This window comes from Pelosinus sp. IPA-1 (assembly GCF_030269905.1).
In the GTDB taxonomy this organism is placed as follows: Bacteria; Bacillota; Negativicutes; order DSM-13327; family DSM-13327; genus Pelosinus.
This window is the reverse complement of sequence record NZ_BSVC01000009.1, coordinates 42,735-66,788: the sequence shown is the minus strand read 5'-3', so window position 1 is coordinate 66,788 and position 24,054 is coordinate 42,735. Positions and strand designations below refer to the sequence as shown.

Sequence of the window (24,054 nt, the reverse complement as noted above, 5' to 3'; positions counted from 1 at the left end):
GTTTTGTAACCTTGTCTTTCTTCGTTTCTTCGCGGTTCAAAACATCTCTTTTTTCAAATCAATTCATAATTCATTTTGGTAAATTTACAATAATTTTATAAAATCTTCTTGCAGGGAGATGAAATATTTTATAGAATGTATAAAGGTTATTATATCAGGAGGATATCATGCATCAAAGAACAGTAGCCAAAGCTGTAACATACACAGGGATCGGATTACACTCAGGTCAAGATGTAACTATAATTATAAAACCAGCACCTCCGGGTACAGGGATCGTTTTTTCTCGCATTGATTTACCAGGAAAACCACAAGTGGCAGCAATCGCTGGTAATGTTACTAATGCAATGAGAGCGACTACTTTAGAAAATGGCTTGGCCAAAGTGCTTACCGTGGAGCATCTCTTAGCAGCATTCTATGCATTAGAAATAGACAATTGCTTAGTCGAAATCAATGCTGCTGAACCCCCTGTTGCAGATGGCAGTTCTCTGCCCTTTGTAAAGATGATTCAAGAGGCGGGGGTAGTGGAACAAAATGTTCTGCGCAAGTTGGTAACCATAGAAAAGACACAGATTATCAGAGTGAATGATAAATTTATAACTATTTTACCTTATGATGGATTTAGAATCACTTTTACCTCAATTAATCCCCATCCCATGTTAGGGGTTCAATTCGGTGATTATGAAATAACACAAGATGTTTTTATTCGTGAAATTGCACCAGCTCGTACTATCGGTTTTATGCATGAAGTAGAAGCCCTCAAGGCGCAAGGACTGGCTCTAGGCGGCAGCTTAGAAAATGCAGTAGTATATGATAATGAAAAAGCTCTTACACCCCTCAGATTTGAGGATGAATTAGTCCGTCATAAAATTTTAGATATAATCGGAGATTTAGCACTAGTAGGTCGCATCAAAGGTCATGTGATTGCGGTGAAATCAAGTCATGCATTAAATACTGCATTGGCGAAAGAAATAGTGGAACATATTTAGTTAAGGAGCTGAACCTACATGTTGTCTACAACTGAAATACAAGAAATTCTTCCTCATCGATATCCATTTTTATTGGTGGATCGTATTATTGAGATTGAACCGATGAAGCGGGCGGTGGGGATAAAAAATGTAACAATGAATGAACCATTTTTTCAAGGTCACTTTCCAGGGCATCCTGTTATGCCAGGGGTTTTGCTGATGGAGGCTATGGCCCAAGTTGGTGGGGTAGCTATGTTGTATCCAGAAGAAAATCGCGGGAAATTAGCTTTTTTTGCAGGTGCAGATCGAGTCAAATTTAGAAGGCCAGTAGTTCCTGGTGACCAAGTTCGTATGGTAGCAGAACTGATAAAAGTACGTGGCAACATGGGCAAGATATGGGCACAGGCTTTCGTTGATGAACAGTTAGTAGCAGAGGGAGAATTTTTATTTGCTTTAGCATCAAAATAAAGTAAATAAAAGAAAAGTAGTGATATTGGGGTTTAAATTTGCGGTAGTCGGTGAAATTCAGCTATAACGGCTGCATTTGGTTGAATATTGCTTGTCATATTTAGACTGGTCAGTCGGACTATAAGAATAGAGTGGATAGGAAGTACCGGAAAGTATTTAGTCTAGTAAGGAGTGAAGTGCAGATGAAGCCGGAAAAGGTTGTTGTAGCTCTGCGTAAAATACATGAAACAGCAGTGGTTCATCCGAATGCCCGTATTGGCAAGGATGTTGAAATTGGACCTTATGCAGTCATTGGAGAAAATGTGGTAATTGGTGAAGGCACTAAGATTAGTGCCCATGTTGCCATAGATGGATGGACTAGTATCGGGAAAAATTGCGTTATCTTTCCTAGTGCATCGATTGGCTCAGAGCCACAAGATTTAAAGTTTAACGGTGAGAAAAGCTATGTATTTATTGGCGATAATACAAAAATTAGAGAGTTTGCCACTGTAAATCGAGCAACTGGTGAAGGGGAAGAAACTCGCATTGGCTCGAATTGCTTATTGATGGCTTATACTCATGTAGCTCATAACTGTATAGTAGGCAATCATGTTATTATGTCCAATGCAGCTACCTTGGCAGGTCATGTAGTTGTCGAAGACCGGGCTGTTATTGGTGGTTTGGCTGGTATTCATCAGTTTGTTAAGATTGGTATGAATGCCATGGTAGGTGGTGCGTCGAAAGTGGTACAGGATATTCCGCCTTTCGTAATTGTAGATGGTCATCCAGCGAGAGTGTCGGGTTTAAATAATGTTGGTATGGCTCGTTCTGGCATTGGCATTGAAGCCCGTAGCAATATCAAAAAAGCATACAAGATATTATACCGTTCTGGTTTAAGTTTGGCACAAGCCATTGAAACAATGGAACAAGAATTGGAATCCTATCCTGAAGTGGAACACTTCCTGCGTTTTTTACGTAATGTAGAGCGGGGTGTCTGCCGCGGTCGTCGGGACGGGGAATAGGAGTTTGAGAGAATGAAGACAATAGGTTTATTAGCTGGTGTCGGACGATTGCCAGTAGAATTTGCCCGTGCCGCTCGCGGCATGGGCTTTACCGTGATTGCTGTAGGAGTAGTGCCTGGTGTAGATACTGAGCTAGAGCAGGTTACAGACAAGACGTATCACATTAGTGTAGGAGAGTTGCAAGAAATTATTACTACCCTCAAAAATGCAGGGGTTACGGAAGTGACCATGCTGGGAAAAGTCACGAAAGAATTAATGTTTACTGGTGCGGTCCAGCTTGACAATCGAATTAAAAAATTACTAGCCAGTCTTACGGACAATAGCGATGACACCATTATGTTAGCTTTTGTTCGTGAATTGGCTGGAGAAGGTCTAGGGATTCTAGACCAAACAGCGTTGCTTCGTACCTTGATGCCCGGGCCAGGAGTACTTACGAATCGAAAACCGACAGAAGAAGAACAAACTGATCTTGAATTTGGTTTTGCTATGGCAAAAGAGATTGGCAGACTGGATATTGGACAAACGGTTGTAGTCAAAAACCGCGCTGTAATGGCAGTGGAAGCAATTGAAGGTACCGACGTATGCGTTCGTCGTGGCGGCGAACTAGGACGAGGTGGAGTAAGAGTAGCAAAAGTAGCCAAGCCGAACCAAGATATGCGTTTTGATGTACCAGCTGTAGGCCCTAACACGATGGAATCCATGATTATAGCAGGAGCAACAGCCCTCGTCATAGAAGCAGGCAAAACATTACTTGTTGATCGAGAAACGGTGATAAAAATGGCCAACGACCATGGCATAACAATTCTAGTAATGTGATAAAATAGGAATAAACTTAGTGTTTTATTAACCACAAAGGCACAAAGACGCTAGCGCGTCACACAAAGTGGAACGTCCATAGTGTCCTTTGTGTCTTTGTGGTTCAAAAAGTTTTACCTTATGATAACAATTTTGATGGAGGCTTTGTATGTGTAAAATCATGATATCGGTTGGAGAAGCATCAGGTGATTTGCATGGCGCTAGTGTAGCTAGTGCATTGAAAACCATACAACCTGACGTCGAAATATTTGGTATGGGTGGTCAGGCGATGCAAGCCGCGGGTGTGAAAATCGTGTATGATATTGCGAATTTAGGCGTTATCGGGTTTGTGGAAGTCATTAAAAACCTGCCTAGATTGTTTAAACTACGCGATGATCTAGTCGAGCTCATGGAGAAAGAACGCCCTGATGCCTTAGTCATTATTGACTATCCTGATTTTAATATGCGGTTGGCTAAAATCGCAAAGCAAAAAGGTATTCCTGTAATATCTTATATTAGTCCTACCGTCTGGGCATGGAGACGAGGCCGGGCAAAAGAAGTCGCCGAAATTGTAGAAAAAGTGGCGGCTATTTTTCCTTTTGAAGCAGATGTATATCAGGAAGCTGGGGCGAATGTTACGTTTGTTGGCCACCCTTTGCTAGATATAGTAAAAACAACTATGACCAAGGAAGAAGCCTACCCGTATTTTGGAGCGAATCCTGAGCGGCCAATCGTCTTACTGTTGCCAGGAAGTCGACAACAAGAAATTCTTAAACTATTACCAGATATGCTGGCTGCTGGGGAAAAAATAGCAGAACGAGTGCAAGGTACCCAGTTTTTTCTGCCAGTGGCCTCGACAATTTCCCGGGAAATGCTACATAACATAATAGCGGAATATAAAATACCAGTTGTTTTGACAGAAAAGAACACCTATGATCTAATGAATATTGCCGATGTAGCCATCGCTGCATCAGGTACGGTTACTCTAGAAGCAGCTTTGCTCAAATTACCAACCGTTATTATTTATCGTGTAGCAACCTTGACCTACTTGTTGGGCAAACTTTTGATAAAAATACCCTATATCAGTTTGCCCAATATTATTGCCGGACGTAAGGTAGTACCCGAATTGTTGCAACATGCTGTAACAGCTGAGAATATTGCGAATGAAGTGCTGCCTATTTTAAGTGATCCTAAGGTCAAAAGTGAAATGCTGATTGATTTGCTAGAAGTAGGGCAAAAATTAGGTGAGTTAGGTGCAGTTGAGCGGGTAGCAAGGGAAATTTTAGCCGTTGCCAAGAGACCGAGTGGAGGATAACATGACAATATATTTGCGTCTATTACAATATGTCAAACCCTATTTGCCACGAATGATTGCAGCAATTTTTTGCATCATTTTAGCGGCTAGTGCCAACCTATATGTGCCTTGGATATTAAAAGGTGTTATTGATGATGTCTTGACGACCAAAAATATGACAATGCTGAATACCATTGCCATAGGCATTGTGATTGTATATTTTCTTAGAGGTATTTTCTTTTATGGACAAACTTACTTAATGTCCTACATTGGCCAAAAAGTTATTATTGATATTCGCGAAGGTGTTTACCGTCATTTACAACGATTATCTCTGTCCTATTATGAAAAACGACAAACTGGTAAAATCATGAGTTATATTACCAATGATGTTGCAGCTGTACAAGGCGCACTCGTCGAATCTATGATTGAATTAGTTACAGAAGGTATGACTTTAATTGGTTCATTAGGAGCCATGTTTTATCTGCATTGGAAACTATCTCTTTTGACTTTGGTTACTCTACCTTTAGTGGGCCAGGCTATTAATATTTTTGGCAAAAAATTGCGGAGATCTAGTACGGCAATGCAAGAAAGGGCTGCTGATATTACCTCCGTACTCCAAGAAAGTATTTCTTCTGTCAGGGTTATTAAATCCTTTGCCAGAGAAGACTATGAAATCGCACGGTTTAATAGAGAAAACGAGCAAAACTTTCGGGCAGTAATGAAGAATTCTCAAATCATGGCAACCTTAACTCCTGTTATTGAATTTCTAGCGGCAATTGGTGTTACCATGATCATTTGGTACGGAGGGCGGGAGGTAATCAGCGAAAACTTAACAGCGGGCTCCCTTGTTGCCTTCTTAGTTTATGCCGTAAATTTATCTAATCCGATTAAACGTCTAAGTCGTGTATATGGTAGCATTCAAAAAGCCTTATCTGCTGCTGAGAGAGTATTTGAAGTACTAGATACTAAACCGGAAATTGAGGATATGCCGAATGCGATGCCATTATCGACCATTAACGGTTATGTAGCATTAAATCAAGTAACCTTTGAATATAAAGAAGGAGAACCAGCTCTAAGTCAAGTAAATCTTTCAATCAATCCAGGCCAAGTCGTAGCTATCGTTGGACCAAGCGGTGCAGGAAAAACCACCATTGCCAATATGATTCCTAGATTTTATGACCCAACAGACGGAAACATTACCATTGATGGTATTGATATAAAAACTGTAACCTTACATTCGTTAAGGGAGCAGATCGGTATTGTGCCTCAAGAAACCATACTTTTCAATGGTAGCGTCTATGAAAATATTTTATATGGGAAATTAGATGCAACACAAGATGAAGTAATTCAAGCAGCCAAAGCAGCCAATGCTCATAATTTTATCTTAGATATGCCCGGTGGCTATGAAACTCAAATTGGTGAACGAGGTTCAAAACTATCTGGTGGTCAAAGGCAGCGAATTTCCATTGCCAGAGCTATTTTGAAAAATCCTCGCGTATTAATTTTGGATGAAGCTACCTCTGCTCTGGATACAGAAAGTGAAAAATTAGTGCAAGAAGCAATTGACAAGTTGATGATAGGACGTACTTCTGTTGTTATTGCCCATCGGTTGTCTACGGTACAACGGGCAGATTTGATTGTAGTTATGGATAAAGGCAGAATCAAAGAAAAGGGTACTCACAAAGAACTTTTAGCCGCAGGCGGTTTATATAGTAAATTGTATCAGGTCCAATTCGAGAAATAGGTAATGCCAAAGACAGAAAAAGAGGTATCTAACATGCATTTTCTTTATAACCTGTTAGCAATCGCGCTTGTTGTGCTAGCTACCCCGGTGTTTTTTATACGATTGATTAGGGAAAAAGGTTTTAGCAGGCGATTGCAGCAAAGTTTCGGTTTTTTGCCTGAAGAAGACTTGGCACCTGTAGTTAAGCAAGATTGCATTTGGCTGCATGCAGCTTCTGTAGGGGAAATCGTCGCCGCCAGTCCAATCATCAAAGAGATACGTTGTGCCTTCCCTGATAAGCCTATATTAATATCGGTAGTAACTTCTAGTGGGTATGACATGGCGAAAAGAATTATCAAAGATGCTGATAGTATTATCTTTTTCCCTCTCGACGTGCCCTATTTGAGCCATTATGTTATTAAACGGATTCGCCCTTGTGTATTTTTATTGGTAGAGACAGAATTGTGGCCCAATTTTTTAAAGGCAGCGAGACACTTTAGTATACCTGTAATGATGGTTAATGGCAGGATAAGCGATAAAAGTGTGGAACGTTATCATTATATGCGCAGCGTATTAAAAGCCATGCTCAATACGGTGGAAATATTTTGCATGCAATCTTCAATTGATGCTCAATATATTATCCGCTTAGGAGCGGATAAAGAGCGGGTTGTTGTGACAGGCAACACCAAGTTTGATCAAACCTATACGAATGTGACAAACGAGGAACAACAGACTCTACTTCGGGAACTGGGGATTGAAAATTCCTTCCCCATTTTAATGGCGGGTAGTACTCATCCAGGGGAAGAAGAACTCTTGTTTAGTGCCTTTCAAAAGGTAAAAGAGGAGTTCCCCACAGCCAAATTAGTAATAGCTCCTCGTGATATTCTTCGTAGTGAAGAAATTGCCCTTTTAGCGAACAAATTTGGTTTTTCTGGGAAACTGCGAAAAAATTTACTTGCCAATCCAAATATTAACCATGATGTTGTGGTACTAGATACTATTGGTGAGTTGGGGAAAATTTACAGTTTGGGGACGATTATTTATGTTGGTGGTAGTCTAGTACCGAAAGGCGGACATAATATTCTCGAACCTGCGGCACATGGTAAACCCATTATAGTCGGTCCTCATATGTTTAACTTTAAAGATACGTATGCATTGTTTTCCGAGAGGGAAGCCTGTGTAACAGTATATGATGCCGATGGCCTAGGGGAAAAAATACTAGATATCGTAAAGAATGAAACCTTACTGTTAAAAATGTCTCAAGAAACAATAAGGATTATTGAAGAAAACCGTGGGGCTTCACGAAAAAGTGTGACGTACCTAAAGGACTTGCTAGCAAGAATAAATTAAGCAAAAGGCGGAACAAGTATGCGCCAACGTGAAGAATTACAACTTTATTTATACAAATTAGTACATGGTGAACAGCCTGGCCGCTTTGCAGCTTTTTTACTAGGATTGCTGCAAGGATTTTCTATGCTTTATGGTTGGGCCGTACGCCTTAAATTACGCTTATATAAGCATGGTCTTTTAAAACAGCATAAGTTACCTTCCTATGTAATTAGTCTTGGTAATATTACGGTAGGTGGTACGGGGAAGACTCCCACCGCTCAGCGGTTAGCGATGATTATTCGGGATATGGGATATCGAGTCGTTATTTTAAATCGAGGTTACCGTGCTGGTTGGAAAGGTAAAGTTGGCTTAGTTTCAGACGGAAACAAAATCTATATGACAGCAACAGAAGCAGGGGATGAAGCCTATCTGTTAGCAAAAAGCTTACCAGGAATTTCAGTAGTCATTGGACGAGATCGAATTATTACAGGGGAATATGCTGTTAAGGAACTAAAAGCGGATGTGATTATTCTCGATGATGGATATCAGCATTGGCAGTTGGCTCGGGATTTGGATATTGTTTTAATTGATTCATTAAATATGTTTGGCAATAACTTTATGTTGCCAAGGGGAACCTTGCGGGAGCCCTTACCCAATTTGGATCGAGCGCAAGTCTTTTTATTAACCAAAGTAGACCAATCCACGAATGATGCGCGAGATGTAATTCATACGACTCTAGACCGCTACAACAATACCGCTTTGGTTGTGGAAAGCATTCACAAACCAAGGTGCTTCGTGGAAATTGAGGAATGGTATAAAGGGATGCGGGTGACTGATGTGGCATTAGAGACCATTCGTGGGCAAAAAGTATTAGCGTTTTCTGCCATTGGCAACCCTTCCTCCTTCGAACAAACCATTTTGGATATTGGCGTGGCCCAAGTTTCTGGGGTACGTTATGCAGATCATCATGATTATACAATGGCAGAAATGCAGTATCTTATGCAGCGAGCTGTGGACGAAAAGGCTTATGCCTTAGTGACAACGGAAAAAGATGCTGTGAAAATTCCTGCTGAATTTATCCACTCCAATCGCCCTCTTCCATTATACGTCTTAAGCATCGCTGTACATTTTACCGAAGGTTATGAAGAGCTAATGGGGCTAATCGAAACTACCGCTATAAAAAAGTATAATACAGTAAAAAGGTAGTATGGTTTCTTGAAAGTTCAATACGATACTTCTAAAGGAGGTTTTTCGATGAACATAGTATGTGTTATTCCAGCCCGTTACTCTTCCACTCGGCTTCCTGGGAAGCCTTTGGCAGATATTGCTGGTAAACCTATGATTCAACGTGTATATGAACGGGCGATTCTTTCTAAGCGCCCTAAGCAAGTCATAATAGCAACAGACCACTCTTTAGTATATGAAACGGTTGAAAGCTTCGGCGGAAAGGCTGTTTTGACATCGCCAGATCATCCTACAGGTACCGATCGACTAGCTGAGGTAGCAGAAAAATTCCCTGATGTTGATTTGATTATCAATGTCCAGGGGGATGAACCCATGATTCAGCCAGAAGTTATTGATCAGTTAGCTGGTGCTTTTGATAACAATCCTGACTTGCACATGGCAACCCTCATGACGCAGATCGATAAAAGTGAATATCAAGTTCCTAGTGTTGTGAAAGTAGTAACGGATTTACAAGGTTATGCATTGTATTTTTCTCGTTCCCTCATTCCCTTTCCTCGTGTAGAGACAGGCTTGCCTGTGTATAAACACATTGGTATTTATGCTTATCGCAGGGATTTCTTATTGAAATATGCAAAGCTAACTCCCACTCCCCTAGAAAAGGCAGAATCTCTAGAACAACTACGGGCCTTAGAACATGGCTATCGCATAAAGGTAATCAAAACAGACTTCCAATCCATTGGTGTAGATACCATGGAAGATTTAGAAAAAGTGAATTTATTATTGAAGAATTAATAACAAATTCAACTCTCAGCTTCCTTTGCGCTTTTGCGGTAAAAAAACGGTTGAACCACAGAGGGCACAGAGAAGCGCAGAGGAGAAAATACAATTATGTCAATATAAATCTCCTCAGCGTCCTCTGTGTCTCTGTGGTTCAAAAAATACATCCTCGAAATCAATGAAAATTTAGGAGGCTTTTTTATGAATACAGTTAACATTGGATCCATTACTGTTGGTGGGAAGAACCCTATCGCTTTGATGGCTGGGCCTTGCGTGATTGAAGGGGCAGAACGTACCCTCAAAATCGGGAAAGCTATAAAGGAAATTACAGATCGCTTAGGTATTCCCTATATTTTTAAAGCATCTTTCGATAAAGCCAATCGTTCATCTTATTCTTCTTTTCGTGGACCAGGTCTTACAGAAGGCTTAGAAATCTTAAGGCAAATTAAAGAAGAATTAGGCGTACCAGTGGTAAGTGACATTCATTGCAGTACACAAATTGAGCCAGCAGCAAATGTCTTGGATGTTTTACAAATACCTGCATTTCTATGTCGCCAAACTGACCTAGTCTATCAAGCGGCTAGCACAGGAAAAGTGGTAAATGTAAAAAAGGGACAATTCTTAGCTCCTAATGATATGAAAAACGTAATTGCGAAAATTCGCGAAGCTGGTAACGAAAACATTCTCCTGACAGAGCGGGGGGCAAGCTTCGGTTATAATAATTTGGTAACGGATATGAGATCTTTGCCTATCATGCGTTCTTTTGGCTATCCTATCGTATTTGATGGAACTCATAGCGTACAATTACCAGGAGGTGCTGGGACGACTTCTAGCGGGCAAAGGGAATTTGTACCTTATCTTACTCGCGCCGCCGTAGCAACAGGAATTGATGTCTTATTCATGGAAGTTCATGATAACCCAGCAGAGGCATTATCAGATGGCCCGAACATGCTCTACATTGACCAACTAGAAGACTTACTAAAAGACGTACAAGCTCTTGACAATGTTGTACGTAAACATAAATAACATGTGTTAGATGTACCCAAAAATGAACCACAAAGACACAATGCCACTGGCGTGGCACACAATAGGAAACATCCATTCCTATAGTGCCTTTGTGTCTTTGTGGTTCAATTCTTATTAGTGTAATGTCTTTCTGAATATAGAGAAAAAGCATTTCGAACCGCGAAGATGCGAAGGGTATGAAGAATAGTGAACAGCGCTTCCCAACTTTGTATCTTCGCGGTTTAAATATTTTTAACGGAGGTATAGGCCATGATTATTGAACAAGCAAAGAAAGTCTTAGCCATTGAGGCAAAAGCCATTGAAAGCTTAATTCCGCGGATAAATGGTCAATTTACAGCTGCTATTGATATGATATTATCTTGCACAGGGCGGGTTGTAGTTACCGGAATGGGCAAATCCGGGCATATTGGCAAAAAAATTGCTGCGACCCTTGCTAGTACAGGAACTCCTGCCTTTTTTTTACATCCAGCAGAAGGGATTCATGGGGACCTGGGGATGGTCACTGCTGACGACGTTGTATTGGCATTGTCTAACAGTGGGGAAACAGCAGAAGTTGTTAGTATTTTTCCGGCCATTAAACGTATTGGTGCCAGCATTGTAGTCATGTCTGGTTGCGCGGAATCTACCATGGCCAAAAATGCAGATATTTTTCTCGATGTAGCCGTAGAGCAAGAAGCTTGTCCTTTAGGTTTGGCGCCGACAGCTAGCACTACTGCCTCACTGGCTATGGGAGATGCCTTAGCAGTCGCCTTACTATCAGAACGTAAATTTACACCTGAAGATTTTGCCGTGTTTCATCCAGGGGGAGCGTTAGGCCGCAGACTTTTATTAACGGTAGAAAACATAATGCATTCCGGCGAAGAAAATCCATTAGTTACCCTAGATAAGACTGTGAAAGAAGCTTTATTTGTTATTACTGCCAAAGGACTTGGCGTTACTAATGTAGTGGATGAACAGGGGCATCTAGTTGGGATCATTACGGATGGTGACATTCGCCGAGGGTTAGAGCAAGGGCATGAATTCCTAGATAAAAAGGTGGATCGCCTTATGACAAAAACGCCACGTACCATTACAGCGAACAAGCTAGCTGCTCAGGCGCTGCGTATTATGGAAAAAAATCATCCTAGGCCTATTACTGTATTACCTGTAGTTGATGAACAAAATAAGGCGATTGGTATTATTCACCTTACTGACTTATTGCGCCAAGGAGTGGTATAATGGATAAGACAAGTCGTGGACAAAAAATTAAACTGTTGATCCTAGACGTAGATGGTGTATTGACAGATGGACATATTATCTTTGGTCGTGACGGGGAATTAATGAAAAATTTTCACGCTCAAGATGGATTAGGAATTACCATTGCTCATAAAGCAGGCTTAAAAACTGCTATCATAACTGGCCGAGAAAGCCAGATTGTTCAATTGCGCAGTTCTGAGCTTAAGATACTGGATGTCTACCAAGGATCGAAGAATAAACTAGAGGCTCTTTATGAACTAGTAGAAAAATATAATCTTGCTTTAGAGGAAGTAGCCTATGTAGGTGATGACTTGATTGATTTATCAGTTATGACAAAAGTAGGATTGTCCTGTGCTGTAGCCAATGCTGTACCTGAAGTCAAAAGTTATGCTCATCTAGTGACCAATCACCATGGCGGCAAAGGGGCAGTTCGTGAAGTCGTTGAATTTATCTTAAAATCCCAAGGGAAGTGGGAGGAGATAATAAACTCCTACATCCAAGGTGGACAGATAAAAACACAGCAGTAAGGAAGGAGGCTCGTCAATGTCTAACGTTTGGCAATATTATTTATTAAAGAGTATCAGTCGTATGGTTTGCTTATTACCATACAGCTGGGTTTTATTTTTAGGTAGAAGGCTCGGTAGACTTTACTACCATATTGCTGCTCGGCAGCGGCGGCGTGCCTTAGAGCAGATGCAAGAATCCTTAGGAATATCTTATGAAGAAGCCTCCAGAAACATCGCTAGTTTGTTTACTAAATTAGGACAGACTTTTTTGGAAGTGTTATATACGCCAGTTCTCAAAGTAGAAAATGTGCATCAATATATTAGCATAGAAAATCGTCATTATCTTAGCCAGGCGGTAGAGCAAGGACGAGGCGTAGTTTTGCTGACAGCTCATATTGGTAACTGGGAGTGGTTAGGCGCAGCCTTGGCTATGGATGGTTTCCCTATGGCCGCCGTTATTAAACGGCAGCCCAATGACCAACATACACGGATTTTAAATGAGTACCGTGAATTAGTAGGCATTGAAATTTTCTCAAGAGGCACGGCAGAATTGGTAAGTGCAGCTAAAGCATTGAAACAAGGAAAAATTCTTGGTTTCTTAGCGGATCAGGATGCAGGTGTCAATGGCCTATTTATTGAATTTCTGGGTAAGATGTCCTCTACACCAACAGGTCCTGCTATCTTTGCAAAAAAGTTCAAAGCGCCTGTAGTGCCCAGTTTTATCGTGCGAAGTCCAGAGGGTGGGCATCGAGTTCTTATTGGTGAGCCTTTTTATTATGAAGATACAGGTAACGAAGTAGAAGATATTCGTAACCTTACTATTAAAATGACCCAAATTATTGAACAAACCATTCGTCAATATTCGGATGAGTGGTTATGGTTTCAGAAACGTTGGAATACGGCCTATACCCAAGTTGCCGTGAAACAAGAAGAAAGTATTGGTGGCAAAGAAAGGGTGGGTAAACAGGCATGAAAAAAACAACAGGAAGCATCATAGCCTGTGTTATCATGATATTGGTTGGCGGTTTATACTATTTTCTCAAGGATGAACCCTTAGTTCCACAAGCCAAAGAGGCAGAACCAGAGGCTCAACAAACATCCAAACTTTCTTATGCAGGCAATTCGATTATTGAAGAAAAAGATGGCAAACGTTTGTGGGAATTAAAAGCCGAGACCATCGAGATTGATGTAACTACCAAAAATGTACAAATGAAAAATCTAGTAGGCACCTTTTATCAAGAAAAAGGTGGTAAAATTGAGATTACAGCTCCAGAGGCATTTTTAGATAGTAAGACGAAAGACATTTCAATGTCGACTCAGGTCCGTGCTGTGGCCAGTGATGGAGGAACCTTTAATGCCAAGGATGCACGGTGGTCAAGTAATGAAAAACGTTTTTATGGGTCTGGTGATGTAATTCTTACTAAAGAGGATACTGTCATTACAGGAGATAAAATAGAAAGCGATTCCAATATGGAAAAAGTAAAAGTGTATGGCAATGCTAAGGTCATAAAAGGAGGGTCTTCCCAATGAAAGCGAATATAACGAGAACAGTTTTTACCTTGGTACTTGCCTCTATGATAGCTTCATACGGTTATGCTGCGCAAAACAAGCCAGTGGAGCTGGCGGCAGACAGCATTGAATATGATTCGGTCAAAGGGATTATGACAGCCCAAGGAAATGTACGTATGGTGCAAGAAAATGCTACTATGACAGGTAGTAGTGCAGAATATAATAGTAAGACCAAGGAAGCACATGTATTTGGTGGTGTGCAAGTAGTACAAGAAGATGCTACCTTAACTGCACAAGAAGTACACTCCTATGACAATGTTCATATGGTTGCAACGGGAGATCCTATATTAACAAAGGGAACAAGTAAACTGACAGGGCCTAAAATTGACTATTATTCTGACAAGCAATATGCTATAGTCAAAGGATGGGCAAACTTAAATACTCCAGATGGGATTATGACAGCGGATCAAATAGAGTCCTTTTTCAGTGAAAATCGCGCTGTAGCCCAAGGTAACGTGCATATCGTCAGTGAAACTCGCAATATGGACGCGACATCAGACCAAGCCGTGTATTATGGTAGCAAAGATCAACAGGGAAAAACAGTTCTTACAGGCAATGCAAGAGCAGTGCAAGACGGTAACGTGTTGACAGGCAATACCTTAACCTTATACCTAGATAATAAAGTCATTGACGTGCAAGGTCGCAGCAAACTTGTCATAACACCTCAATAAGAATGTAATGAATGTTGAACCACAAAGACACAATACCGCTGTGCGGTGCACAAAAGAATAAATTCTATAGTGTCCTTTGTGTCTTTGTGGTTCAACTATTTTAATGCTTATCTGATTAAAAAGATAATATTTAATCCTTAGAGCAAGGAGTTTTCATATGTATATCGAAACGTTTAATCTGGTGAAAACCTACAAAAATCGCAATGTAGTTGATGGCGTTAGCTTACGGGTCAACCAAGGGGAAGTTGTTGGCCTATTGGGTCCTAACGGCGCTGGTAAAACAACGACTTTCTATATGATTGTTGGCTTGGAACGTCCTAACAGTGGTATGATTGTCATTAATGATGAGGAAGTAACAGAAACGCCTATGTACCGTCGTGCCAGTTTTGGTGTAGGTTATCTGCCCCAAGAAGCATCCGTATTTCGTAAACTTTCTGTAGAAGATAATATTATGGCCATTTTGGAAACGACACAGTTAACATCTGATCAGCGGACAGAAAAAGCAGAAAAATTGCTGGATGAATTTAATATTACTCATGTTCGTAAGCGCAAAGGCTCCCAACTATCAGGCGGAGAACGCCGCAGGGTGGAAATTGCCCGTTGCTTAGCTACTGACCCAGCATTTATATTACTAGATGAACCTTTCGCAGGTGTTGATCCGATTGCTGTTGCTGATATTCAAGAGATTATTAGTTATCTAAAACAACGCGGAATTGGTGTGCTGATTACCGATCACAATGTTAGAGAAACCTTAAGCATTGTAGATCGTGCCTATATTTTAAATGAGGGCCAAATTTTAATTCATGGTGATGCAGATACCATTGCCAATAGTGAAATCGCTAAAAAATTCTATCTCGGTGAGAATTTTAGCTTATAAATTTTAATTTAGATCTCCTTTGTGATCTTTGTGTCCGCGAAGCGGCTTAGTGTTGTTTGTGTTTCAAATGTTTTTTTTATGTTTTTTGTAAAAGGGAGAAATTTATGCGCATACTTGATAAATATATAATAAAAGAACTGTTAGGTCCCTTTATTTTTGGCATTGCCTCTTTTTCCAGTGTTTTTATTGGCACGAGCACCATGCTTCGAATCGCCCAATATGTAACCCAATATGGTGCGTCCCTGAGTTCTGTAGTGAAATTATTCATTTATAGCCTGCCTAGCATTGTTGTGTTAACTTTTCCTATGTCTATGCTTTTGGCAGCACTGTTAGCCTTTGGCCGTCTATCTGGTTCTAGTGAAATTACAGCCATGCGATCAGGGGGAATCAGCTTCTATCGCCTAGCAGCTCCCGTATTTATTGTTGCATTTTTTGTAAGTATCTTTGCGGTGGTGTTTGCTGAAATGGTTGTTCCTCAATCCAATGAAGCTTACAACTACGTGGTGCGTTCTGAAATTCAGAAGAATACGGCGCTAAAATCGCAGGAACATATTATTATTAAGGATGTTAAAGGGGATATGTTAGAAAGACTAACCTATGCTCGTAAATATGAAGAAGAAACAAATACTATGTATGCCGTAGCCACGCAGGAATTTGATAATGGCCAATTAGCACGAGTTGAAAATGCAGAAAAAGCAGTATGGCAAGATAATCATTGGACCATGTATAATGGAATTATTCATGATTTGACAGCCGAAGGAAACCTAGAACGTACTATGCATTTTGCTGAGCAAGTTATGCCAATGGATAAAGCTCCAAGTGCCATTTCCCGTGAACAAAAAAAACCAGAGGAAATGACCATTAAGGAACTAAAGCAGCATATTAAGATATTAGGACAAGAGTATGTAGACGCTAAAAAATATGAAATGGAATTACAGCAACGTCTTTCCATTCCAGTGGCGAGTTTTGTTTTTGCTCTCATTGGCACACCCCTTGGATTGCAGCCTAATCGATCTAGTTCTTCTATTGGATTAGGAATTAGTATTATTATTATCTTCGTTTACTACACCATAATGACCGTCTTCACTGCATTAGGGCAAGGTGGTGCCCTTCCTGTAGTATTAGCTGCTTGGATACCTAATATTATCGGTATTATTGCAGGAGCTCTCCTAGTTCGCAAAGCCTCACGCTAAGTATTATAGAAGATAACGAACGAACCGCAGAGGCGCAGAGACCACAGAGCGGATGCGGGAAATATCTCTAGAAATAAAATGATACCCTCTCTGCGCCCTCTGTGTCTCTGTGGTTCAAAAATCCTTCGCGTCTTTCACTTCCGCACAGCGCTTTTCATCTTCGCGTTTCAGAATCCCTCTGTGTCCTTTATGTCTTTGTGGTTCAAAAACTCTTCATTCCTTCCCGTTTCAATTGTCTATTTAAAATTTCCTCATTAGAAAGAAAGGAGGTAGCACATCATGTACGGTCTAACCCTTATAGCCATTCTTACCATTACTGGTGGTGCCATTGCCTACATTGGTGACAAATTAGGTACAAAAGTAGGTAAAAAGAAACTTAGCATCTTTGGTTTACGCCCCAAGCATACTTCTATCATCGTTACCATCATTACAGGTTTTCTTATTACCGCTTCCACAATTGGTGTATTGGCATTAGTCTCACAAGATGTGCGTACCGCCCTCTTTGGTATGGAAGCGTTAGCTAAGCAATTATCTTCCCTCAATCAAGAAGTAACAAGCAAAAATGCAGAGCTTGCCACTAGCCGTGCTGCTCTGGAAGCCAAAAATGCGGAATATACAGCCCTCACCCTAAAAGTAAAAGATACAGCCGAGCGTTTGAGTGCGATTACCGAAGAGTTATCTGCAGTAATAGCCCAGAGGGATCGTACCTCTTTGGAACTGCAGCAAACCCAAGCAGACTATGCGCTAGCCAAAGGTGATCTATCAAAAGCACAGCAGGCAATTAGTACTTTGCAAGAGACAAAGAACCAGCTAGATATACGGGTTCAGTCTCTAAACGAAGCCAAAGTAACATTACAAGATGACGTAGATCGGTTAAATCAATTGACAACGAGATTAGGTCAAGGCATTCAAGTAGTACGTGAAGGTTCTATTATATATAGAGCAGGAGAAGTACTTTCTACAGTTATTCTTCCAGGTGGAGAAAGTAAGAGTGATACAGAAAGAGCCTTAGCCGAAGCAATTTATGATACGAATCAGCATGTAATTGATAGACTGGGGATTGAAGATAGAAGCTTAAACGTACTGTGGATTGCCCAGGCCGACTTTGATAAAGTGGCAGCAACATTAGCAAAAATTCCTCAGAATGCTATTGTACGTATAACAGCAAACGGTAATACTGTATATGGCGAACCAGTTATTGGTCAAATTAATCTTTTCCCGAATAACCTTATCTATAAAAAGGGAGAAACCATTCAAATGGCAGTGATTGACCTTGGGTCTAAGACAGAGCAGCCTGAAGAGGCTGTGATGACCTTTTTGCGGAAGGTCAACGTGACTGCCGTGAATAAAGGTATATTGCCGGATCCGATTCAAGGAACCGTAGGAGCTATGAACGGTGCTGAGTTTTATGATACCGTCAACAAAGTAAAACGGTATAACAAAGGTAAAGTTATGATTACGGCCACCGCTAAAGAGGATACCTATGCCGTAGGCCCTTTAAAAATCGAGATGCATATTCAAGGGGGAGCAGAATAGGATACACCTTAAGAAACCATTGCAAAAGTTACCAATAAGGAATCCTGCTTAAAAAGCAGGATTCCTTATTTTTTTGCAGAATTACAAAAGTATAATAGTTATGTAAAACTATAATATTTTTTTAAGTGAGTATGACCAACTAGTCAATGTTTGTAGATATTAGATTAATACCAATATTTACACTAAGGTCATAAGCAGGAATATAAAAAGATTTATAGAATTATGTAAACTAGAACCTGTGAAAGCGACAGGGACATAAAAGTGGCATGCAGAGCATCCAAGATTATGTTGGTGAGAACACCCGCGAAAATATCTAGCGTTATGTAAACTATCATATTTTTTTAAAGTGATCTGACTAAATGGTCAATCCTGGAATTGCAAGAATAATACCAATATTTACACCAAGAACATAAGCAGGACTTTAAAAAGATTTATAGAATTATGTAAACTAGAACCTGTGAAAAGCGACAGGGGCATGAAAGTGATATAGAGTATAGGAAGGCTGTTGCTGAGGAAACGTGGACACTCATGGAACGCCCCCTTTAGTCAATAGCTCTTATCATGTTGGTGATAGCACCCGCAAAATTAAAAAACATTTTAGGGGGATTCTTCAAATGAACAAGAGACTTTTAAAAGTAGCAGTAACAACTGCATTGGCTGCTAGCATTGCAGTACCAGCATTCGCTAATCCTTTTTCCGATGTTCCTGTAAAACACTGGTCATATGATGCAGTATCCAAATTGGCACAAGCTGGTATCGTTGATGGTTATGGCGATGGCACTTTCAAAGGTGACAAAACTGTTACTCGTTACGAAATGGCACAAATCGTAGCAAAAGCTATGACAAAATCATTGAACAATGATCAAAAAGCAACTGTTGAAAAATTAGAAAAAGAATTCGCTACTGAATTAAACACTATGGGTGTTAAAGTAGAAGGCATGCAAAACCAAATCGACAACATGGTAAAAATCTCTGGTGATGCTCGTGTGCGTTATACTGATGTAAAAGATACGAATGACAAAACTGACCTTCGTACTCGCGTTTCTTTTGATGGTAAAATCAACAATGAAATTGGCTACAATGCGCGTTTAAGTGCAAACTTCAATCCTAGCGATAATAACCAAACCGTTGGTGTTAAATTAGATACTGCTAACGTAGCATTCAATGCATTGGGTGCAAAAGCTACTGTAGGTCGTCAAGACGTAACTTTAGGTTCAGGCATTCTGTTTGATGATAGAATGACTGGTCTTGGACTTCAAACTGGTGCATTAAAATTGTTTGCAGGTAATAATACTGGAACTACTACTAATGGAACTGCTAATGCTCCTGAACACATGTATGCTGCTGAATATGGTGTTAATGTAATGGGTGGAAAAGTAACTGCTGACTACTTGAAAAACGGTGACAACAAAGCATATGCAATCAATGGTTCTGCTCCTATCGCTCACGGCGTAACTGCTCTTGCTGATTATGTTAAGAACGATACTAACAAAGCAAGTGCTACTGCTTTTGGTGTTAAATTCGACAAAGCTGGCTTGACTGTTCTTCATAGAGATGCAGATGCAGGCGTTTACAATGCTTACTCTAGCTCTGATGTAATTGCTCTTCCTACAGACGTAGCAATTAAAGGTATGGAATATCAATACGACAAAGCTCTTACTAAAAATGCTAACTTAAATGTTAAATACCAAGATTTCGATAACATGAATGCACGTACTTCTGCAGCTGTTAACGTAAAATTCTAATTTAACCTTAATCAAAAGAGCACCCCCTCGGGGTGCTCTTTTTCCGTTGGCCTTGGCAGAGAGTTGAAACACAGAGAACACAGAGATCCACAGAGGGCGCAGAGGATTATTATAGTATTCGTGAGTATATAACCTTAGTGTTCTCTGTGTCCGCGTAAGCAGCTCTGTGCCTCTGTGGTTCAAATTAAAATCTCTCAAAGGAATTCACCCATCAACCGAGAACATTAACAATACAATATAAAAATTCCCCTCTACCAGAGGGGTGCCTGAAAGGCGGGATGTGTCGTGACCATAAGCCAAACGATTATCAGCATTGATCCAGGAAGAGAAAAATGCGGAATAGCTGTTGTACATAAAGAAAAAGGTGTATTAAAGCAAGCGATAATTGATACAATCAATCTAGCTACTACGATAGAACAGCTGACTAGTAGTTATCATATAGAAACAATCATTATGGGAGATGGGACTTCGAGTAAAGATGCAAAAAAAACATTAGAAAAAATAAAAGATATCGACCAATCAATAACTCTCATTCTCGTAGACGAATACCGTACCACGGATGAAGGTCGCCTTCGCTACTGGCGTGAGAATCCTCCCAAAGGCTTAAAACGCCTAATCCCAGTAACAATGCAAGTGCCACCCTGTCCAGTGGACGATTATGTAGCCGTAATACTAGCAGAACGCTATTTTCTTATGAATAAGCAAGTATTAAACGAAAACATAACAAAAACTTAACAAAAATTATAAAAAAATACAAAATACAAGAAGGATAAAAAAAAAAGTTGGAGAATATACACAAAAGTGAAGTAAGATTTTACATAGTAAGTTTGCGAAAGAAATCATTTGAGGAAACATGGACACTCAAGTTTGGATTCTTCTTAGGCTTATGGTGTAGGACTTGCTGAACAAAAATAAAAAACCTAAGGAGAGATTCTAAACATGAAAAAACAATTAGTAGCTTCTTTGGCAGCCGCAATGATCCTTGGTGTAGCTGGTACTTCCTTCGCTGCATCCAACCCTTTCGTAGACGTTCCTGCGAATAACTGGGCTTATGACTCTGTAAAAATGTTGGCTAAGGCTGGTATTGTTGACGGCTATGGCGATGGCACTTTCAAAGGTGACAAAACCATCACTCGTTATGAAATGGCTCAAATTGTAGCAAAAGCTATGGGCAACGAAGAAAAAGCGAATGCGCAACAAAAAGCAGAAATCAAAAAATTGCAAGCTGAATTTTCCGATGAATTGGACAAGCTTGGTGTACGCGTAGGTAATTTGGAAAAAAACCAACCTAATTTAAAATTCAATGGTACTTTTGGATTACGTTACCATTCACAAGATAATGAGGGAATTGCAGATACAACAGCATTTAAATACAGATTGCGCTTAGATGCTAAGGCTGTTGTTGACGAGAATACAACTTTTGGAATGAGAATTGCAAATAATAGTTACAATAAGAAGTTAAGTGCTTATGGATTGCCTGCCGGTTCTCAATGGTCTACTTTTGGGTCTGATAAATTAGGAGATAATAATGGTACTGGTACTGATAATGCGACAATTGACCGTGCATTCCTAACTCGTCAAATGGGTACTGTTACTGCTACTGCTGGTCGTCAATCTCTAGTAGTTGGTACAACTCAAGCTATCGTTGATAATGGCAATATTAACTTCGATGGTATTAAACTTGCTACAAAAATAGGCGCAGTAAATGCTACTGTGAATCATGGTCGTTTGGTAAGCCAAATCGATGTTGATTCAGTTGAATTATCCACTAAGACTGGTAAATTTGCTTATGGTGGAGGTTATTTCGCCGTAAGAGATAATGCTCCAACATCTACTAATACTGCGATTGGTCCAGATGTCTTAAAACTCAAATACCTCAATGCAGCATATACCTTTAATTCTAAGTTTTCATTAACTGCTGAAGGTGGACAAAATGATGCTAATTACGCTACACACGATGACAAATTCTATACTGTATTAGCGAAGTATGGTGCACAATCCCTTAAGAAAGACGGCGACCAAAACTTTGTTGTCCAATACTACTCAGTAGGTGCAAATTCATTAGGAATAGATACTCCTAATGGTAGTGGTTTGACAACATTAGATGCTGCTAAGAATGTTGCTACTAAATTCACTGGTTGGGACTACTCATACAACCGCGCTCTCAGCAAAAACCTTACTACTGAATTCCACTATGTGAAGATTGATAATAAAGACACTCAAAAAGACGATTACAATTATTATCGTGTAAATGTAACTGCTAAATTCTAATTCATACAGAAAAAAGAAACCTGACTTCGGTCAGGTTTCTTTTTTAGCTCATAAAAAATGTACATTGGTATGATACATTTTTGAAAAAAATCAACTTGACTTATCAGTCATTATTGTGTAAAATTGGAAATGTAAAGAACATGTTAAATTTTTCATATAAAGTTAATATTATCTTTGAAAAAACAGGGAAAATTTAATACAATGTTGAATATTTCTCAATATATAGAATATATTACTTATATGGAGATTTATTTTTAAGATCTTTCACTGCTAGAAACTAATTGTCATCAAAAGAAATTTTTGTATGACGAAAAATTCTCGCAGTAGTGAATAGATATGAACTGTAAACTTTAAGCTAGGATAACATTGAGGAAACATGGATACTCAAAAGATATCCTTTCTTAGGTGGAGGTTCATCGTAAACCCAAAAAAATAAAAACCTAAGGAGAGATTATCATGAAAAAACAATTAGTAGCTTCCTTGGCAGCAGCAATGATACTTGGCGTAGCTGGTACTTCATTCGCTGCAACAAATCCTTTCTCTGACGTTCCTGCAAAACATTGGTCCTATGATGCTGTAAGCTCATTGGCAAAAGCAGGTATCGTTGATGGTTATGGCGACGGTACATACAAAGGCGACAAAATGATCAGCCGTTATGAAATGGCTCAAATCGTAGCAAAAGCTATGGCTCATTCCGACAAAGCTGATGCAGCACAAAAAGCTACCATCGACAAACTTTCCGTAGAATTCGCTAGCGAATTGGAAGGCTTAAATGTTCGCGTAACTAAATTAGAAAAAAATTCCTCTACAATTAAAGTAACTGGTGAAGCTCGTTTGAGAGCTGAAAAATACTCCGATGATTTGGGAGGAAAACCTAATACTTTTAACTTACGTACTCGTGTAAATCTTGATGGTCAAATTAATGATCAATGGTCTTACTATGGTCGTTTGCAAGCTGTTAATGACTTGAAAAATTCTGGTAATACTGACGTAACCATGGATAATGCTTATGTAAAAGGACAACTTTTTGGTACAACAGCTACCATCGGTCGTTTTGACTACTTCTTAAACAATGGTTTAATGATTGATAGTACGTTAAATGGTGTGAATTTTGCAGCAGGTAATGCATTGAAAGCTAATCTGTTCTATGGTAGAGACAACAATACAGATGAATGGGGTAATGATTCAAAAGTTACTGGGTGGAGCCCTAACTTGGAAGTACTTGGTTTAGGTTTGAAATATGATACTTCCAAAGCGACTACATTAAATGGTGGTTATTATCAGTTTAAAGATACAGACAAAACAGGGAAATTGAATTTCTCAGGAAATGATAATGATAAAGTTAAAGTTTGGGAAGCTGGTTTTAATACAAAATTCGCTAAAGATTGGGCTTTAAATGCTTCTTATGGTAAGTCTGATGCTGATACGCAAAATAAAGCATATTATGCTGAATTTGATTACAAAGGTGCTGATAAAAAGAAAGTTGGCTCTTATGGCGCATGGGTTAACTATCGTCACTTAGATGGCTATGCTTCTCCTAAGGCTACTTTTGATGGCGCTTACACTGCATTCGGTCAAATTGACCTCGCCAACGGAACAGCTATTGGTGCTAAAGGTTATGAAGTAGGATTTAACTATACTCCAATGTTGAATACTGTTCTTCGTGTTAAATATGCAGATCTTAAACCAACTAACGATGCAGTATCCACTGAAAAAACTAAATTCTATCAAGCACAAGTTGAGTTCTTCTTCTAAGAACAACTCACTGAGAAGCCGCTGGCATTTGCCAGCGGCTTTTATTTTTCCATTATTTTCATTGATTAATTCAGCAGGAAATAATGGTTATTACATAGAAGGTATGAATATCCAAATAATATCTACAAGGGT

At 39.7% G+C, this 24,054-nt stretch carries 21 protein-coding genes and 1 pseudogene; all 22 read left to right on the top strand.

Going from position 1 to position 24,054, the window contains the following annotated elements; translation table 11 throughout:
* The first annotated feature begins 167 nt into the window (after positions 1 to 167).
* The 22 genes and pseudogenes from lpxC to QSJ81_RS20410 all read left to right on the top strand — a co-directional run bounded on the left by lpxC (position 168) and on the right by QSJ81_RS20410 (position 23,922).
* Positions 168 to 986, top strand: coding sequence for a UDP-3-O-acyl-N-acetylglucosamine deacetylase (gene lpxC / locus QSJ81_RS20515; protein WP_285719217.1), 819 nt, complete (start codon positions 168 to 170; stop codon positions 984 to 986).
* A gap of 18 nt (positions 987 to 1,004) precedes the next feature.
* Positions 1,005 to 1,433 (top strand): 3-hydroxyacyl-ACP dehydratase FabZ, encoded by a 429-nt coding sequence (gene fabZ, locus QSJ81_RS20510; RefSeq protein WP_285719216.1) that lies wholly within the window; start codon positions 1,005 to 1,007, stop codon positions 1,431 to 1,433.
* Between the two features lie 182 nt (positions 1,434 to 1,615).
* On the top strand, positions 1,616 to 2,434 hold the full coding sequence (gene lpxA / locus QSJ81_RS20505; RefSeq protein ID WP_285719215.1) for an acyl-ACP--UDP-N-acetylglucosamine O-acyltransferase: 819 nt from the start codon (positions 1,616 to 1,618) through the stop codon (positions 2,432 to 2,434).
* A gap of 12 nt (positions 2,435 to 2,446) precedes the next feature.
* Positions 2,447 to 3,250 carry an LpxI family protein gene (locus tag QSJ81_RS20500; RefSeq protein ID WP_285719214.1) on the top strand — a complete coding sequence of 268 codons (804 nt, stop codon included), beginning with the start codon at positions 2,447 to 2,449 and terminating at the stop codon, positions 3,248 to 3,250.
* A 148-nt stretch (positions 3,251 to 3,398) separates the two neighbouring features.
* Complete coding sequence (lpxB, locus tag QSJ81_RS20495; protein WP_285719213.1) at positions 3,399 to 4,544, top strand: lipid-A-disaccharide synthase; 1,146 nt, start codon at positions 3,399 to 3,401, stop codon at positions 4,542 to 4,544.
* A gap of 1 nt (position 4,545) precedes the next feature.
* A complete protein-coding gene (gene msbA / locus QSJ81_RS20490) occupies positions 4,546 to 6,267 on the top strand; it encodes a lipid A export permease/ATP-binding protein MsbA (protein ID WP_285719212.1) in 1,722 nt (573 codons plus the stop codon).
* 33 nt (positions 6,268 to 6,300) lie between these two features.
* The gene (locus QSJ81_RS20485) at positions 6,301 to 7,596 is read left to right on the top strand and encodes a 3-deoxy-D-manno-octulosonic acid transferase (RefSeq protein ID WP_285719211.1); all 1,296 of its coding nucleotides are present in this window, start codon (positions 6,301 to 6,303) and stop codon (positions 7,594 to 7,596) included.
* An 18-nt stretch (positions 7,597 to 7,614) separates the two neighbouring features.
* The gene (lpxK, locus tag QSJ81_RS20480; protein ID WP_285719210.1) at positions 7,615 to 8,781 is read left to right on the top strand and encodes a tetraacyldisaccharide 4'-kinase; all 1,167 of its coding nucleotides are present in this window, start codon (positions 7,615 to 7,617) and stop codon (positions 8,779 to 8,781) included.
* A 48-nt stretch (positions 8,782 to 8,829) separates the two neighbouring features.
* On the top strand, positions 8,830 to 9,552 hold the full coding sequence (gene kdsB, locus QSJ81_RS20475) for a 3-deoxy-manno-octulosonate cytidylyltransferase (RefSeq protein WP_285719209.1): 723 nt from the start codon (positions 8,830 to 8,832) through the stop codon (positions 9,550 to 9,552).
* Between the two features lie 186 nt (positions 9,553 to 9,738).
* The gene (gene kdsA / locus QSJ81_RS20470; protein ID WP_285719208.1) at positions 9,739 to 10,563 is read left to right on the top strand and encodes a 3-deoxy-8-phosphooctulonate synthase; all 825 of its coding nucleotides are present in this window, start codon (positions 9,739 to 9,741) and stop codon (positions 10,561 to 10,563) included.
* A gap of 249 nt (positions 10,564 to 10,812) precedes the next feature.
* Positions 10,813 to 11,781, top strand: a complete 969-nt coding sequence (locus QSJ81_RS20465) for a KpsF/GutQ family sugar-phosphate isomerase (RefSeq protein WP_285719207.1) — start codon at positions 10,813 to 10,815, stop codon at positions 11,779 to 11,781.
* Entirely contained in the window at positions 11,781 to 12,326 is a 546-nt protein-coding gene (locus QSJ81_RS20460) for a KdsC family phosphatase (protein ID WP_285719206.1), read from the top strand. Before QSJ81_RS20465 ends, QSJ81_RS20460 begins: the two co-directional genes overlap by 1 nt.
* A gap of 16 nt (positions 12,327 to 12,342) precedes the next feature.
* Positions 12,343 to 13,278 (top strand): lysophospholipid acyltransferase family protein, encoded by a 936-nt coding sequence (locus QSJ81_RS20455; RefSeq protein ID WP_285719205.1) that lies wholly within the window; start codon positions 12,343 to 12,345, stop codon positions 13,276 to 13,278.
* Positions 13,275 to 13,835 (top strand): LPS export ABC transporter periplasmic protein LptC, encoded by a 561-nt coding sequence (gene lptC, locus QSJ81_RS20450; RefSeq protein ID WP_285719204.1) that lies wholly within the window; start codon positions 13,275 to 13,277, stop codon positions 13,833 to 13,835. The genes QSJ81_RS20455 and lptC overlap by 4 nt, the downstream gene beginning before the upstream one ends.
* Positions 13,832 to 14,545 (top strand): LptA/OstA family protein, encoded by a 714-nt coding sequence (locus QSJ81_RS20445; protein WP_285719203.1) that lies wholly within the window; start codon positions 13,832 to 13,834, stop codon positions 14,543 to 14,545. The genes lptC and QSJ81_RS20445 overlap by 4 nt, the downstream gene beginning before the upstream one ends.
* Positions 14,546 to 14,702: 157 nt before the next feature.
* Complete coding sequence (lptB, locus tag QSJ81_RS20440) at positions 14,703 to 15,422, top strand: LPS export ABC transporter ATP-binding protein (RefSeq protein ID WP_285719202.1); 720 nt, start codon at positions 14,703 to 14,705, stop codon at positions 15,420 to 15,422.
* Positions 15,423 to 15,526: 104 nt separating this feature from the next.
* The gene (locus QSJ81_RS20435) at positions 15,527 to 16,615 is read left to right on the top strand and encodes an LptF/LptG family permease (protein WP_285719201.1); all 1,089 of its coding nucleotides are present in this window, start codon (positions 15,527 to 15,529) and stop codon (positions 16,613 to 16,615) included.
* A gap of 279 nt (positions 16,616 to 16,894) precedes the next feature.
* Entirely contained in the window at positions 16,895 to 18,151 is a 1,257-nt protein-coding gene (locus tag QSJ81_RS20430; RefSeq protein WP_285719200.1) for a DUF3084 family protein, read from the top strand.
* A gap of 614 nt (positions 18,152 to 18,765) precedes the next feature.
* A complete protein-coding gene (locus QSJ81_RS20425) occupies positions 18,766 to 19,896 on the top strand; it encodes an S-layer homology domain-containing protein (protein WP_285719199.1) in 1,131 nt (376 codons plus the stop codon).
* Between the two features lie 285 nt (positions 19,897 to 20,181).
* Complete coding sequence (locus tag QSJ81_RS20420) at positions 20,182 to 20,631, top strand: RuvC family protein (protein WP_285719198.1); 450 nt, start codon at positions 20,182 to 20,184, stop codon at positions 20,629 to 20,631.
* Positions 20,632 to 20,835: 204 nt separating this feature from the next.
* Positions 20,836 to 21,187, top strand: a pseudogene (locus QSJ81_RS25815) (S-layer homology domain-containing protein); the annotation flags it as partial.
* A gap of 1,436 nt (positions 21,188 to 22,623) precedes the next feature.
* Positions 22,624 to 23,922, top strand: a complete 1,299-nt coding sequence (locus tag QSJ81_RS20410) for a UFO1_4202 family uranium-binding S-layer protein (protein ID WP_285719196.1) — start codon at positions 22,624 to 22,626, stop codon at positions 23,920 to 23,922.
* The last annotated feature ends 132 nt before the right edge of the window (positions 23,923 to 24,054 follow it).